General features: G+C 43.0%; 17 protein-coding genes and 1 tRNA gene. 13 read left to right on the top strand and 5 right to left on the bottom strand.

From position 1 onward, the window contains the following. Positions 1–36 precede the first annotated feature (36 nt). Positions 37–639, top strand: a complete 603-nt coding sequence (locus RB160_RS17110) for a DedA family protein (RefSeq protein WP_316571639.1) — start codon at positions 37–39, stop codon at positions 637–639. A gap of 58 nt (positions 640–697) precedes the next feature. On the opposite strand, the gene RB160_RS17115 is transcribed toward RB160_RS17110, so the two are convergent. Next, on the bottom strand, positions 698–1,258 hold the full coding sequence (locus RB160_RS17115) for an isochorismatase family protein (protein ID WP_316571640.1): 561 nt from the start codon (positions 1,256–1,258) through the stop codon (positions 698–700). 100 nt (positions 1,259–1,358) lie between these two features. Further along, a complete protein-coding gene (locus RB160_RS17120) occupies positions 1,359–1,682 on the bottom strand; it encodes a DUF192 domain-containing protein (protein ID WP_316571641.1) in 324 nt (107 codons plus the stop codon). Between the two features lie 239 nt (positions 1,683–1,921). Between RB160_RS17120 and RB160_RS17125 the strand changes: the two genes are divergently transcribed. From RB160_RS17125 to RB160_RS17170, 10 genes are all read left to right on the top strand, one after another. Beyond that, the gene (locus RB160_RS17125) at positions 1,922–2,098 is read left to right on the top strand and encodes a Flp family type IVb pilin (RefSeq protein ID WP_316571642.1); all 177 of its coding nucleotides are present in this window, start codon (positions 1,922–1,924) and stop codon (positions 2,096–2,098) included. 63 nt (positions 2,099–2,161) lie between these two features. Then, entirely contained in the window at positions 2,162–2,674 is a 513-nt protein-coding gene (locus RB160_RS17130) for an A24 family peptidase (RefSeq protein WP_316571643.1), read from the top strand. After that, entirely contained in the window at positions 2,671–3,051 is a 381-nt protein-coding gene (locus tag RB160_RS17135) for a TadE/TadG family type IV pilus assembly protein (protein WP_316571644.1), read from the top strand. Before RB160_RS17130 ends, RB160_RS17135 begins: the two co-directional genes overlap by 4 nt. 1 nt (position 3,052) lies before the next feature. Continuing rightward, positions 3,053–3,955, top strand: a complete 903-nt coding sequence (locus RB160_RS17140) for a Tad domain-containing protein (protein ID WP_316571645.1) — start codon at positions 3,053–3,055, stop codon at positions 3,953–3,955. A gap of 21 nt (positions 3,956–3,976) precedes the next feature. Beyond that, positions 3,977–4,594: a Flp pilus assembly protein CpaB gene (cpaB, locus tag RB160_RS17145; RefSeq protein WP_316571646.1), complete on the top strand. Its 618-nt coding sequence runs from the start codon at positions 3,977–3,979 to the stop codon at positions 4,592–4,594. Next, a complete protein-coding gene (locus RB160_RS17150) occupies positions 4,591–5,781 on the top strand; it encodes a CpaE/TadZ family protein (protein WP_316571647.1) in 1,191 nt (396 codons plus the stop codon). Before cpaB ends, RB160_RS17150 begins: the two co-directional genes overlap by 4 nt. Next, positions 5,781–7,121, top strand: a complete 1,341-nt coding sequence (locus tag RB160_RS17155; protein ID WP_316571648.1) for a TadA family conjugal transfer-associated ATPase — start codon at positions 5,781–5,783, stop codon at positions 7,119–7,121. Before RB160_RS17150 ends, RB160_RS17155 begins: the two co-directional genes overlap by 1 nt. Further along, on the top strand, positions 7,118–8,095 hold the full coding sequence (locus RB160_RS17160) for a type II secretion system F family protein (RefSeq protein ID WP_316571649.1): 978 nt from the start codon (positions 7,118–7,120) through the stop codon (positions 8,093–8,095). The genes RB160_RS17155 and RB160_RS17160 overlap by 4 nt, the downstream gene beginning before the upstream one ends. A 3-nt stretch (positions 8,096–8,098) precedes the next feature. Next, the gene (locus RB160_RS17165; RefSeq protein ID WP_316571650.1) at positions 8,099–9,031 is read left to right on the top strand and encodes a type II secretion system F family protein; all 933 of its coding nucleotides are present in this window, start codon (positions 8,099–8,101) and stop codon (positions 9,029–9,031) included. Between the two features lie 34 nt (positions 9,032–9,065). Beyond that, entirely contained in the window at positions 9,066–9,398 is a 333-nt protein-coding gene (locus RB160_RS17170; RefSeq protein WP_316571651.1) for a helix-turn-helix domain-containing protein, read from the top strand. A gap of 71 nt (positions 9,399–9,469) precedes the next feature. On the opposite strand, the gene RB160_RS17175 is transcribed toward RB160_RS17170, so the two are convergent. Together RB160_RS17175 and RB160_RS17180 are read right to left on the bottom strand one after the other, a co-directional pair. Further along, positions 9,470–9,799, bottom strand: a complete 330-nt coding sequence (locus RB160_RS17175) for a LapA family protein (RefSeq protein ID WP_316571652.1) — start codon at positions 9,797–9,799, stop codon at positions 9,470–9,472. Between the two features lie 111 nt (positions 9,800–9,910). Further along, positions 9,911–9,983, bottom strand: a tRNA-Ala gene (locus tag RB160_RS17180). A 177-nt stretch (positions 9,984–10,160) separates the two neighbouring features. Here RB160_RS17180 and RB160_RS17185 point away from each other — a divergent pair. Next, positions 10,161–10,382 carry a hypothetical protein gene (locus RB160_RS17185; RefSeq protein WP_316571653.1) on the top strand — a complete coding sequence of 74 codons (222 nt, stop codon included), beginning with the start codon at positions 10,161–10,163 and terminating at the stop codon, positions 10,380–10,382. A gap of 33 nt (positions 10,383–10,415) precedes the next feature. On the opposite strand, the gene RB160_RS17190 is transcribed toward RB160_RS17185, so the two are convergent. Next, the gene (locus RB160_RS17190) at positions 10,416–11,108 is read right to left on the bottom strand and encodes an MgtC/SapB family protein (protein WP_316571654.1); all 693 of its coding nucleotides are present in this window, start codon (positions 11,106–11,108) and stop codon (positions 10,416–10,418) included. Positions 11,109–11,226: 118 nt separating this feature from the next. On the opposite strand from RB160_RS17190, the gene RB160_RS17195 reads away from it, so the two are divergent. Further along, positions 11,227–12,126, top strand: coding sequence for a DMT family transporter (locus RB160_RS17195; protein ID WP_316571655.1), 900 nt, complete (start codon positions 11,227–11,229; stop codon positions 12,124–12,126). Positions 12,127–12,470 lie beyond the last annotated feature (344 nt).

The raw sequence follows: 12,470 nt of genomic DNA on the forward strand, positions 1-12,470 counted from the left end.
GGGTGAATACAATACTAAACATCTTGGGAGTGCAAAATGGAAAACTGGATTATTGCTTTTATGAATGAATATGGATACATAGGGATTTTTCTTTTAATAGCCCTCGAAAATATTTTCCCTCCGATACCATCCGAGGTGATTCTTACCTTCGCGGGCTTTATGACGACAACCTCAAACATGACAGTCACAGGAGCGGTTGTGGTTTCAACCCTCGGCTCTGTCGCGGGTGCCGCAGTATTGTACGGTGTCGGCAGGCTGCTTGACGTGGAAAGGCTGGAACGAATTGTCGACCGCTGGGGCAGAATTCTTCGCCTTTCGAGAAAAGACCTTCATAAGGCGGAAAACTGGTTCCGCCGCCATGGGGTATGGACGGTGTTCTTCTGCCGGCTTGTCCCACTAATTAGAAGTCTAATTTCGATCCCGGCAGGAATGGCGCGGATGAAATTTCCGATCTTCCTCCTTTTGACCACAGCTGGAACGTTGATTTGGAATACGATTCTCGTCAACGCAGGCGCGTTGCTCGGCGCTTCCTGGGAAAATGTCGCGGCGTTTATGGATAATTTTTCGAAAGTGGTTTATGTACTGCTCGCAGGAGCGGCCCTGTACGTTGGGGCGAAGTTTATAAAAAAGCGCGCGTAACCAATGGAATGTCGATGCAAATAAAAGGGTTCCGGCCGTTCAAACGGCAGGAACCCTTTTACGTTTTAAACTCTGCGTGGCGGTGGGTAAAAATATCCTCATCGGAATCACGGACGAGAATGAATGTTTCGATATTATCCAATCCGTGAAGCGTGCCATTGTGGTGCGCGATAATCTCCTTTGCGCCAAGCACCTTGTTCGCCGTCGTCGAATGGCCATCAGCCACAAGTGTCACGTCGTAGCCGAGTGTCGTTGCGCGCCGGCACGTCGTATCCACCCCATATTCGGTTTTACAGCCCATAATCACGAGATGCTTGATATCGAGAGTTTGCAAGTAATCATGAAGCGTCGTGAGATGAAACGCATCCGCCGCTTTTTTCGTAATCGTAATATCATCCCTTGTAGGCGAAATATGGGGATGTACCTGAGATTCAATTGAAATCGGCGACGCGACTTCCGTATCCATCATGAAAATGATTGGAACGCCTTCGGAACGTGCTTTGTCGACCACCTTCTTCATTGTATCAAGGAGCGTCTCTTTTTCAAATACAGGCCCAAACTTCGGTCCTTCAATAATGCCAACCTGCGCGTCTATTACAAGCAGGGCAGTATTCCCCATTCTACCGTCCCCCCTCATTTTTTTACAAACAAACTATTGCCGGATAAAACCCGACAATAGTTTGTTTCCTTTCGCGCAGGATAGTAAACATTTTTCCCCGTTAAAATTCAAGCCTGTCCCCAATCCGAATGCCTAGGCCCTCAATCGTGCCAACGGGAAGCTCAAGGACAGAATATACGCTATTATCCGGCTTCGTCGCCCGCCACGGTTTTAAGGAGTGAACCAGGCGGATAACCTCCTTTTGTTTGTTAAGAAGAACGACATCAATTGGGAATGACATAAAGAACATATGGACCGAATTGCACGGAACGATCCACAGCCCTTCCTCCTGAATCGGCTCCTTCCTAAACATCAATCCTTTAAACCGTTTATAGAACATGTCCGCAGTCTGAATCGCAAACGGTATTGTAACAGTATTTTTCATTAATCGGCTCCTTTTAAAAAAATGTGAATAGTATGTTCATTATATTAAAACGAATGTTCTCTTAAAAGAACGAAAAACTTAGAAATTGTGAGGAAATTGAAGTAAATGGGATAAAACACCGAAAAAATCCTCTAAAACGAACGTTTTTCAACCTTTTCAACCTTTTGTGTACGTTATATAATTCAATCAAGTTCTACATATAGAACCCTTAAAAAACAAAACTTATAGGAGGCGGGAAGATGAATCTTGTAACAAGGCTAGTGAAAGAAGAAGAAGGTCAGGCAATGACGGAGTATGGGTTAATTATTGGGTTAGTTGCGGTTGTTTGTATTGCAGCTGTAGCCACAATAGGAGATGAGGTTGCTAGGTTACTCGGTAAGGTTGCAGATAAGCTTAAAGCAACAGCAACAACATAATTTTTTAGCCCTGCTTTTCAAGCATGAGAAGCAGGGTTTTTTTAAAAGAAAGGGGGGCCTTCTTTGGCGAATATACTTCTTTTAATACTATTGGTTATTTGCTTAATAACAGATATCAAATCAAGAAAGATCCTAAATATTGTTACACTTCCAGCTATTCTTTTTGGATTTCTGTTTTACTTGTTAACAAATGGCTATGAGGGGTTCCTGTTTAGTGGAAAAGGATTTCTAGTCGGGTTAGGGGTCCTATTTATCCCGTTTGCAATGGGTGGAATAGGAGCTGGGGATGTCAAACTCTTGGCTGCAATCGGAGCAATGAAGGGAGCCTTTTTTGTATTTTACGCCTTTTTATATGCGGCAATCGTTGGCGGGTTGATTGCCCTTTTCATCCTAATAAAAAGAAAAGATGTAAAAGGTTTTTTTATGAGAATTGTCAATTCTATTTTTCTTCTTTCTGTTAGTAAAAGCCAGGATTCAATTCAGATGAGTAAAAAAGATCTTGCTCCTTCCTTCCCATATGGGGTAGCAATGGCCGTTGGGACTTTTACAATGCTTTTAATGGAGGGCAGGATATGAAATCGGAAAAAGGACAGTCAATGGTGGAGACAGCACTTATCCTTCCGTTGCTGCTGATGATATTGTTCGGGATAGTCGACTTTGGCCGGATTTTCCACGCCTTTTTAACATTGGACCATGCGGGAAGGGAAGCAGCCCGGCTAGCTAGTATGCAAAAAAGTAATGCCGATATCACAGCTAAGATTGATTCTTCAATTGGGGGTCTTGATTCCAGTAAATTGACAATAACCATTACCCCTGATGACATTGCCAACAGGACAAGTGGAAAAGAGGCATCAGTTAAACTCGAATACAAAATCAATTTCATAACTCCTTTTGTAACAAGTTTGGCATCGCCGTTAACATTGACTGATACTACCGTGATGAGGGTGGAGTAGCATGTTAAAAATACTTAGGAACGAAAATGGAAATGTAATGGTAATAGTCGCGGTTTTCATGATTGTTTTGCTTGGCTTTACAGCAATGGTAGTTGATGTTGGCAGCCTTTATTTAGAAAAAAGCAAATTACAAAAAGCACTAGATGCAGCTGTTCTTGCCGGGGCAAAAGAACTCCTCAATGGTGAGGCTAAGGCAAAGACTGCTGCAATAGATATAGCTAAGAAAAATGGAGTAATCTTAGTTGAAGAAGATTTTGATGTCGAGCCTTTTAAGTATATCAAGGCACCAAAGACCATAGACAAAAGCCTTTTTTTTGCAAAAGTAATTGGTCTAAATAATGCTAATGTTTCCGCATCATCTAAAGCTCAATTGGAAGGAGGACTTATAAAGAAGGAAGGGGTAGTTCCACTAGGTATTAAAGAAGATCAGTATAAAGTTGGAGAGAACTATTCCCTTAAGTCCTCAGAGTCTATAAATGGAAATTTTGGGTACCTAGAACTTGTTGGAGATAAAAGGACTCTAAGAGATCAAATTATAGGTGGAGCGGAACTCGAAGTTTCAGAAAATTTATTTGGTTGGACAGATCCAGGTGAAAAGTGGGGGCAAGTTGTGCAAGGCTTTGAAAGTAGAATAGCTAAGGATAATGGTATTGTAAAGTGCCAGAGTTTTACAACTGCAGATGATTCCTGCCAAAGGGTAATTATTGTCCCAATGGTTAAAGAGGTTAAATTAGAAGGAAAAACAAAAGTTGAAATTGTAGGGTTTGCTGCATTTTATATTACGCGTGTTGTAAATGATAAAGGCGATAAAATTGTTGAAGGGAAATTTATCCAGACTTATACTGTTGGTGAATTTGGTGGAGAAAAGGATTATGGGATTTACAAAGTTAGTCTTGTAGAATAAGACACGTTTTTGGAGGAAGTCATGAAATCAAAAAAACTATGGATCTGGTCCTTAATTTTTGGGCTGGTTGCCACTTCATTTTTATATATGTTTATCAATTCAAGGTCCAATGTGCAAACCTCGGCACCTCCAACTACTAAACCAGTTTCCATAAAAGCAGAGGACAACGCAGAAAAAACTATAGAAACCAAAACAGCATCTACAAAGACAGCCGCCGCAGCTGAAAAGAATAAAGAAGACAATGAACTACTCCCACTTAGTGACGGAAAAAGAGCCATGACCATCCAAGTCACAGATGTCCAGGGAGTCGCAGGCTTCATCAAACCTGATTCACATGTCGATGTTGTTGCAAAGCTGATTGTTCCCGAGGATGCGAAAGAAGGGCAGCATGATGCAGGTACTCTCATTCTTCAAAATGTCCGGGTTCTTGCAGTAGGTCATGCTGCCGATGATGAAGAAGCGAGAAAAAAATATCAAATGGTGACACTTGAGGTAAACCCAAGAGAGGGTCTGACACTTGGATTCTCAACTAAATATGAATTGTATCTCATGCTCCGTAAAGAGGGAGACGATAAGCTAGACAAGAAGCATACACACGTCCATGAAGACGAACTGCACGAAGGGGTGTTTTTGAAATGACATGGTTTGTTGTAACGAAACATGCCGAGGTGTTCGAGGATTTAAAAAAACATGCCCTTGCATTGAAGGCAGAAGTAAGCTGGATTAAGCGGAAAACGGATATTCCGGAAGAAGCAAAAAAAAGCATTATCTTTCTTGCAATCTCAAAAGAAGATAACGAAGAAGGCTTATATGAAGAATTGAATGTATTTTTTAAAAATAACCAGGGAATCCCGATTTTAATAGACATCGAGAATCGCCTTGATATTCGAAAAGCGCTCCGGGCTGGTGCTTTTGATGTCCTTCCTTTCCCTTTTTCTATAGATGCCTTGCGAGAAACAGTGAGGGAAGCAGAGCGAATCCTTGTGAGCAAGAAAGTTGTATCGGAGAAAACTCAAGTGAAAGAAGAGGCCCCTACAAAAAAGGCGAGGATTATTACGGTCTGCAGTACAAAAGGTGGAGTGGGGAAAACGACGTTTACGGTCAATTTGGCCGCAGCATTTGCAAAACAGTTGAAAAAAGTAGCGGTGGTTGACCTTGACTTGCAGTTTGGGGACGTATCCATGTTCTTTGACTGCAAACCGAATAAGACAATTTATGAGTGGGTGAAAGAAGATTGTTACGGCCAGCCGGAAAGGCTAGGCGGCTATATGCATTCCGTCAATGAGTATATTGACATATTGGCCGCACCAATCAGGCCGGAGTTTTCGGAAGTCATTCTCGAGGAGCACATTCAAAAGCTGACAGCCTATTTAAGGCCCCATTATGATGTAGTCTTAATCGACACAGCCCCTTATGTTGAGGGGAATATCTTAACGGCTCTTGAAAAATCCGACGACATTTTCATGATCACTTACCTTGATTTGCCCACATTAAAAAACTGCAAGATCTTTATTGATACTCTCCAAACATTGGAACTCGGCAAAAAGGTTAAGGTCATCTTGAATCGGGATTCAAAAAAGCGGGGAATAAACAAAGAAACCGCCGAAGATGTCCTTGGAATGCCTGTACACACCAGGATTCCCGACCTCGAAAAAGTAGTCGTGAATTCTGTGAATGAAGGCAATCCATTTGTTTATTCGTATCCACGGGCAAAGATTTCCAAGGTGATGTATACCCTTGCCCAAGATTTATTCGGAAAGCCTCTTAAAAAAGAGAGGAAACCGTTTTTTGCAAGAAAAGCCCTCAATGAGGGGAGGCTCATTTAATGTCTCTTTTAAAAAGGCTGGGCAAGGAAGAATTGATTGTACCAAAAAAGCATACCGTTTTTCATCATAGCAAGAGCATCCCGGAGGACGGACTGGAAAGTAAATTGCATAACTTCCTCGTGGAAGAAGTTAAAAAAGCGGCGAACGCGGACGATGTCAATTACGAGGAAATTATCGAGAAAAAATCGGATGAGTTTTTACAAAAAGAAGCCGCCCATCTATCCTTTGAAGATAAGCAGGCCATTTACAAGGGGGCGAAAAATGAACTTGTCGGATATGGCCCGATCACCCCGCTCCTGGAAAACCATGAGGTAACGGAAATTATGGTAAACGGCCCGAAGGATATTTATATAGAAACAAAAGGTAAAATCAAAAAGACTTCCGTCCATTTCAAGGATCATGATCACGTCATCAGGATTATTGAAAAGATTGTCCATCCTCTTGGACGAAGAATTGACGAAAGCTCGCCGATGGTTGATGCGCGCCTCCCGGATGGATCAAGGGTAAATGCAATCATTCCTCCATTGGCGATTAATGGGCCTGTTTTAACAATCAGGAAATTCTCGGATACCCCGTTTACAATTGATAATTTGATTCAATTTCAAACATTAAGCACGGAAATGGCTGAATTTATTGAGGCATGCGTCGTTTCGCAATTGAATGTTTTCATCAGCGGCGGAACGGGTTCGGGGAAAACTTCAACGTTGAATGTCCTATCCTCGTTTATTCCTGAAAGTGAGCGAATCGTAACGATAGAAGATGCGGCCGAGCTGAAATTATCGCAAGAGCATGTGGTGGCGCTTGAATCAAGGCCTCCCAACATTGAAGGACAGGGAGCGATTTCAATCCGCGAGCTTGTCAGGAACTCGCTTAGGATGCGCCCTGACAGAATTATCGTTGGGGAAGTCCGGAGCGCAGAGGCGCTTGATATGCTGCAGGCGATGAATACAGGGCATGATGGAAGCCTCGGGACCGGGCATGCGAATTCGCCAAGGGATTTGCTGGCAAGGCTTGAAACGATGGTTTTGATGGCTGGCTTTGATTTGCCGATCCGCGCCATCCGTGAACAAATCGCCAGCGCGCTTGATCTTATTATCCACCAAACGAGGATGAAGGACGGAACAAGGAAAATCACCCACATTACAGAAGTTCTCGGCCTCGAAGGCGATACAATCGTTACCCAGGATCTCTTTGTTTTTAAGGAAACAGGCATAGCCGAGGAAGGCAAAATTAGGGGAAGGTTCGTCTCCACAGGAATCCGCCCTGCATGTGCCGAAAAGCTTGAGTTGTCGGGCTTTAAAATTCCATCTTCCTGGTATGTGGAGGAATGGCGAGTATGAAACTGGACTTTAACCTGCTGATTCCGCTTTTATTGTCGTTGGCCGGATTCAGCCTTGCCTCTTTAGTCGTTTTTTCTGTAATTGGCAGGAAGATGAAGATGAAAAAGCGGTTGAATCGCTATTTTATTGTGGAGAAGGAAGAAAAAGTAAAAGATGAGGGAAAACCAGATAAAAGCAGTCATGTATCAATCATTCAAAAGGCGGGATTCCACTTAAATGCTTTTTCACCGGGTCTCTCAAAATGGGAGAAAAAACTCGTGCAGGGGAATTCTGCCCTGTCGCCGGGAGAATTCTTTTTGTATCGCCTTTTATCCCTAATCTGTGCTGTATTAATTGCCATAATGCTGAACATTCATTTTTTATTTTATTTTCCAATAGGGATTGTCGGTTTCTGGCTTCCGGTCCTCCAGTTAAACAGGAAAATACAAAAGCGCTTAACCCGGAGCGGCTATCAGCTATCGGAAGCGCTCGGGACGATGGCAAATTCTATGCGGGCAGGATTCAGTTTCATGCAGGCGATGAAACTGATTTCCGACGAGTTCCCAGATCCAATTGGAACTGAATTCAGCAAAACCTTAAGAGAGATAAATTTGGGAGTCCCTGTGGAGGAAGCCTTCATGAAAATGCTCCATAGGCTCCCTGACAAAGAGCTTGAAATGGCTGTAAAGTCAATGTTGATCCAAAGGACAAGTGGAGGAAACCTGGCCGTTCTTCTTGAGACGATCCAGGAAACGATAACAGGAAGGATTCAAATTAAAGAAGAAGTTAGGACGCTGACTGCCCAGGGGAAACTCTCGACCTGGATTATAACGGGACTGCCAGTCTCCCTTGCCTTTTATCTTAAGCTTGCTAATCCCGAGTATTTCAACCTTTTGGTCGAACACCCGCTTGGTTGGGTGATGTTGTCGGCCGGAGGTATGGGTATATTAATGGGATGGTTCTTTATCAGGAAAATCGTCCGGATCGAGGTGTAGGCAATGCTGAATGCTACCCTTTATTTTATGGTTTTTTTGTCGATGACTCTTGTATACCGGGCGTTTCTGCAATTCCTTTATCGACGTGAAATGACGATTCATGGCAGGGTAAAAAACTTACTCGGAAATGAACGGGAAGCGAAGAAACCTGTTGGAACAAAAAACAGAGGGCCGTTTTTTTTGGAAGGATGGAGTTCGTCCCTCGCTGTTAAAATGAAGAAATTGTTATCCCGGAAACTAACTGCGGAAGCGAAAAGTGAAATTGAAAAAAAACTGCTTGATGCCGGGATGTTCAAGTGGACAGCAGTAGACTTCAGGCTGCTGCAAGTCCTTTCGGGACTCATCCTCTTTTTCCTCGGCTTCATTCTGTTTGGGGGGGCATCCGGCAAAACGCTAAGTCTGTTTCTGCTATCCAGCGCAATTGGGGGGCTGGGATTTTATTATCCCATATTTTATTTGGGTGCCAGAAAAAAACAGCGCCTCGCAAAAATCCAAAAGACGCTTGCCGACTTTTTCGATATGGTCAACCTATCGGTAGAAGCAGGAATGGGATTGGATGCCGCGATCATGAAGGTCTGCAAAAACCAGGATGGCCCATTATCGGAGGAGTTTCTGCGGGCAATGGAAGAAATGAGGCTGGGCAAATCGAGAAGGGATGCATTTATAAGCCTAAGGGCGAGAATTAGCCTGGATGCTTTTCAAAGCATAATGACCTCCTTAATCCAGGCGGACCAGCTCGGTATCGGGATGTCCAAGGTTCTCCGCGCGTTAACGGAAAGGGTCAGGGAACACCAGCGGCAGCTTGCACGTGAAAAAGCGCTGAAGGCACCAGTAAAAATGCTTTTCCCAATGGTTCTCTTTATTTTCCCTGCAATTTTCATCATATTGCTCGGGCCATTGGTCATCTATTTTTTGCAAAATGGACTGGGAGGATAAACGATCTCTTTCCGAACAGACAGGGAGGCCAACAATGGAAGGAAGCCGAATAAGAATATTACGTACTGGCCAGGGGCTTTCGTTAAATAAGTTAAGTGCCATGACAGGTATTTCGAAATCATACTTGAGTATATTGGAAAGAGAGATACAGAAGAATCCAAGCATAATCGTCATTGAAAAGCTTGCTGAAGCACTCAATGTCGATGTGGATGTCCTAATTAAAGGAAGAGGTAGATATGAAGCTGAAAGCGATGGGACAGGCATAGTAAAGCTCCAACTTGAATTTTCCGAGAAAAACATGGAACCGGAAAAATATAAAAGGGTAAAGGAACTCCTGGAGATTTTGAATGAAACGGAAAGCCGCTAAATTTTTGTGTCAAATGTGTTGGCAGCGACATCAAATGTTTAAAAAAATGAACCCTTGCATCGGCAAGGGTTTTAATTCGTGCTTTCCGCACTATTGTATAAATTTTTCCGGTCATCAGGCTCGGCTGCATCTTTCTCGGCAAGATGCGACCTGAAGGAGAGTTCGTCACGTTCTTTGCGTACCTTCCTCAGTTCCTTTTTTAAAGCCATAATCCGCCGTGTTCCAACTGCACCCATAATGACTACTCCCGCGAGCACTGAGCCCAGTATGACAAGGATCAACGGCCAGTGTGCGATTCCAAAGAAATAATCCACTTCTACAGGCTCAACATTCATGACTGCAAAAACGGCGATGACCACGGCGAAAAGAATAGCCAGTAGCAAACTCCATTGCGTTTTCAAAACAGCAACCTCCCATGGTTTCGTATCCATTACCTTAAAGATACCCAAAAGGAAAAGGCAAAAAACAAAATAAAAAAGAACCTTTGCCGAAAAAGCAAAGGTTCTTTAATATGGAGACTATCGGGATCGAACCGACGACCTCTTGCATGCCATGCAAGCGCTCTCCCAGCTGAGCTAAGCCCCCGTGTTGTAAGTCTGTGTTTTGTTTAAAAACAGCTACAACAAAGATTATAGCCACCTTCGTAAAAGTTTGCAAGAGAAAATTTACTTTTTTGTGATATAATTTTTTGGAGCCCGTTTGGATGGGTAGGCAACCTCATACCGGGCATGTATTTATATCGTATTTTAAGGAGGCTTCCTTTTGAATAACATCCTGTTTTATATCCTGATTATCCTTATGCTAACAACAATCGGCTGTTTTGTATTCGGCTATCATAACGCCGGCTATTTAGTTGGCTTCATTTTTGCCGGGTTTGCCATGTCGGTAGGCTTGGTCTACTCCGTCAAAAACCGGAATTACACACACAAATACTGGCATGACGATTATGTCGAGCGCAGACAAAAGACAAAGGAAAAGGAATAGGAAAGGGCGGCAATTGGTCGCCCGTCTGTCTATTTAGCTGATGCTTTCGATCTCAACCCTTTGGACTCCCTCATATTTGGAAATCAAATTATAAACCTCTGTGGTCTTTAATTTCGAATTAACAGCTATGTGTAAAAAAATGTGATGGTTCCCGTCACTTAGATCCTTGATCCTCAGTTTCCTCAATATATACTTTTGCTCATTAATATAATCAACGACAGAATCGACCTGTTCCCGCTCTTTAACATGGAGTTGCAGCAGAATTTCCTTTTCCCTCAATTGCTTCGGGCCAATCAGCTTCATAATAAATGGGACGAACTCGACACTGAATATAATGAGGGCGACACCTGCAAATGACTCGAGATAAAATCCCGCACCAACGGCTATCCCTATACCGGCCGCTCCCCATATCATCGCGGCAGTCGTAAGCCCCGAAATACTGTCATTTCCTCTTCGCAAAATAACTCCCGCTCCAAGGAAACCGATTCCCGATACAATCTGGGCAGCCAGGCGAAGGGGGTCCATTGTAATATTTACCATGCCAGGATGGGCTTTGTAGGCTGATTCCACTGAAACAATTGTCAAAAGACAGCTGACAATACAGATCACCAGGCTTGTCTTTAGGCCAACCGGCTTCCGTTTCAACTCCCGCTCGAGCCCGATAACCAATCCTAAGACAGCCGATATCCCTAATTTTAAAAAGATCTCTGTCTCAAACGCTGCCATATCCTCTCCCCCGTCCATTAAAACATTCAATTCAGGTAATAATATAATAGAATTATGCACAGAATCCATGTAAAATACATTACATTGTACATAATTTAAACACATCGAAGGAGTCATTATGAAACCAGTTATCAACCCCTACCTGGCTTTGGCGGTTGGCGTTATCACCGTTTCCGCTTCAGCCATCTTTGTAAAGTTTAGCGCATCATCCGCTGGAGTAATAGCATTTTACCGGCTTTTCTTTTCAGTTATCTTTATGCTGCCGCTTTTCCTTGCAAAATTTACGCCCGAACTAAAAAACATAACGAAAAGGGACTGGATCTTTACAATTGTAGCAGGCGTCTTGCTTGCTTTTCACTTTATCCTCTGGTTCGAGTCTTTAAACTACACATCAGTTGCCAGTTCAACTGTGCTCGTTACCCTCCAGCCACTTTTCGCATTTTTGGGCACTTATTTGTTTTTTAAAGAAAAAGTAACAATCGGTGCAATCACAAGCGGAATCATCGCGATTGCGGGAAGCTTCATCATTAGTTGGGGTGACTTCCGGGTTAGCGGCTCTGCTTTGTTTGGCGATATTCTTGCGCTCATCGCCTGCGCCTTCATAACGGGCTATCTCCTATTCGGGCAAACAGTCAGGCAAAGGGTCTCATTAATAACATATACATTCTTAGTTTATCTGGTAAGTTCCATTACGTTGTTTTTTTATGTATTAGGAACGGGTGAATCATTCATACCAAAGCAGGATAGTGACTGGATCCATTTCATCCTGCTCGCGTTGCTTCCTACTCTTCTTGGCCACAGCCTGTTTAACTGGGTTGTAAAATGGATAAGCACCTCGGTGATTTCGATGGCGATTTTGTTCGAACCGATTGGGGCGGCTATCCTTGCCTATTTCCTTCTTGGCGAATCCGTCATGTGGTCACAGGTTGTTGGTGGCGGAGTTGTAATCGCTGGTATCGGTTTATTTATTATCAGTGAGAGGCGAATAAAAATGAGAGAGCCTGAGGTCCAACAGTAGGGGAGAGTATCTATAATTAATAAGATAATACGTCCTCTGAGGTTTATTGGGTAAAAAGGATGGACGGGAGTTTCGAGGTCATCAGTAAATGAACTGCTCACCTAACACTTCCCGTCCAGTATTTTTCATTTGGGTAAAAAAAGATTTAAAAATTATATTGCAAACATTTTTAGACCGTGTTATATTAAATATCGTCCTCTTCGGGCCATTGGTTAATAAGCTTCCGGCGGTAAAATAAACCGGTTGACACCAACGAAAAGGATATGATATAGTAATTAAGTCGCTATCGCGGCAATAGGAAAATTGTTCCTTGAAAACTAAACAAACAAGCGTCAACAAACAAT

The organism is Neobacillus sp. YIM B06451 (assembly GCF_032667185.1).
Classification (GTDB): domain Bacteria; phylum Bacillota; class Bacilli; order Bacillales; family Cytobacillaceae; genus Bacillus_D.

Excerpts from the sequence above, each read along its gene's own strand:
- RB160_RS17110 (WP_316571639.1), top strand. The coding sequence starts at position 37 with ATGGAAAACTGGATTATTGCTTTTATGAATGAATATGGATACATAGGG.
- RB160_RS17115 (WP_316571640.1), bottom strand. The coding sequence starts at position 1,258 with ATGGGGAATACTGCCCTGCTTGTAATAGACGCGCAGGTTGGCATTATT.
- RB160_RS17120 (WP_316571641.1), bottom strand. The coding sequence starts at position 1,682 with ATGAAAAATACTGTTACAATACCGTTTGCGATTCAGACTGCGGACATG.
- RB160_RS17125 (WP_316571642.1), top strand. The coding sequence starts at position 1,922 with ATGAATCTTGTAACAAGGCTAGTGAAAGAAGAAGAAGGTCAGGCAATG.
- RB160_RS17135 (WP_316571644.1), top strand. The coding sequence starts at position 2,671 with ATGAAATCGGAAAAAGGACAGTCAATGGTGGAGACAGCACTTATCCTT.
- RB160_RS17140 (WP_316571645.1), top strand. The coding sequence starts at position 3,053 with ATGTTAAAAATACTTAGGAACGAAAATGGAAATGTAATGGTAATAGTC.
- cpaB (WP_316571646.1), top strand. The coding sequence starts at position 3,977 with ATGAAATCAAAAAAACTATGGATCTGGTCCTTAATTTTTGGGCTGGTT.
- RB160_RS17150 (WP_316571647.1), top strand. The coding sequence starts at position 4,591 with ATGACATGGTTTGTTGTAACGAAACATGCCGAGGTGTTCGAGGATTTA.
- RB160_RS17155 (WP_316571648.1), top strand. The coding sequence starts at position 5,781 with ATGTCTCTTTTAAAAAGGCTGGGCAAGGAAGAATTGATTGTACCAAAA.
- RB160_RS17160 (WP_316571649.1), top strand. The coding sequence starts at position 7,118 with ATGAAACTGGACTTTAACCTGCTGATTCCGCTTTTATTGTCGTTGGCC.
- RB160_RS17165 (WP_316571650.1), top strand. The coding sequence starts at position 8,099 with ATGCTGAATGCTACCCTTTATTTTATGGTTTTTTTGTCGATGACTCTT.
- RB160_RS17170 (WP_316571651.1), top strand. The coding sequence starts at position 9,066 with ATGGAAGGAAGCCGAATAAGAATATTACGTACTGGCCAGGGGCTTTCG.
- RB160_RS17190 (WP_316571654.1), bottom strand. The coding sequence starts at position 11,108 with ATGGCAGCGTTTGAGACAGAGATCTTTTTAAAATTAGGGATATCGGCT.
- RB160_RS17195 (WP_316571655.1), top strand. The coding sequence starts at position 11,227 with ATGAAACCAGTTATCAACCCCTACCTGGCTTTGGCGGTTGGCGTTATC.